1 protein-coding gene is annotated in these 1002 nt (G+C 64.8%); it reads left to right on the forward strand.

From position 1 onward, the window contains the following. Positions 1-109 precede the first annotated feature (109 nt). Positions 110-1002 (forward strand): acyltransferase domain-containing protein (locus AB0J97_RS51645; protein ID WP_364104836.1); only part of this gene is annotated, 893 nt, incomplete at its 3' end.

Genomic DNA, 1002 nt, shown 5'->3' on the forward strand with positions numbered 1-1002 from the left:
CCCGCCAACCAGCCGGCCGTTCACCCCAGGCGCAAACCTCATCACCGGACGAACACGCCCCGGCAAAACCGCCTTCCTCTACTCAGGCCAAGGCACCCAACACCCCGGAATGGGCCACAACCTCTACACCACCTTCCCCACCTTCGCCAACGCCCTCGACCAAGCCTTCCAAGCCCTCAACCCCCACCTCGAACACCCCCTCCAACACATCATGTGGGCCAAACCCCACACCCCCCACGCCCAACTCCTCAACCAAACCCTCTACACCCAACCCGCCCTCTTCGCCCTCCAAACCGCCCTCCACCACCTCCTCACCAGCTGGAACATCCACCCCCACTACCTCGCCGGACACTCCCTCGGCGAAATCACCGCCGCCCACACCGCCGGCATCCTCACCCTCAACGACGCCGCCACCCTCATCACCACCCGCGCCCGCCTCATGCACAACCTCCCCACCAACGGCACCATGACCGCCATCCACGCCACCCCCCAAGAAATCACCCCCCACCTCACCCCCAACGTCACCATCGCCGCCATCAACACCCCCAACACCACCGTCATCTCCGGCACCACCCACGACGTCAACACCATCACCCACCACTTCACCCAACAAGGACGCAAAACCCACACCCTCACCGTCTCCCACGCCTTCCACTCACCCCACCTCAACCCCATCCTCAACACCCTCAACCACACCGCACACACCCTCACCCACCACACCGCACACACCCCCCTCATCACCAACACCACAGCCACCCCCACCACCACCCTCCACCCCACCCACTGGGCCACCCACGCCCGCCAACCCGTCCACTTCGCCAACACCATCAACTACCTCCACAACGCCGGCGTCACCACCTACATCGAAATCGGACCCGACAACCCCCTCACCACCCTCACCACCCACAACCTCCCCACCCCCACCACCAACACCCCCCCACCCACCACCATCAACACCCTCCACAAAAACCAACCCGAAACCCCCACCCTCCTCCACGCCCT

The organism is Nonomuraea sp. NPDC049607, from assembly GCF_040675375.1.
Classification (GTDB): domain Bacteria; phylum Actinomycetota; class Actinomycetes; order Streptosporangiales; family Streptosporangiaceae; genus Nonomuraea.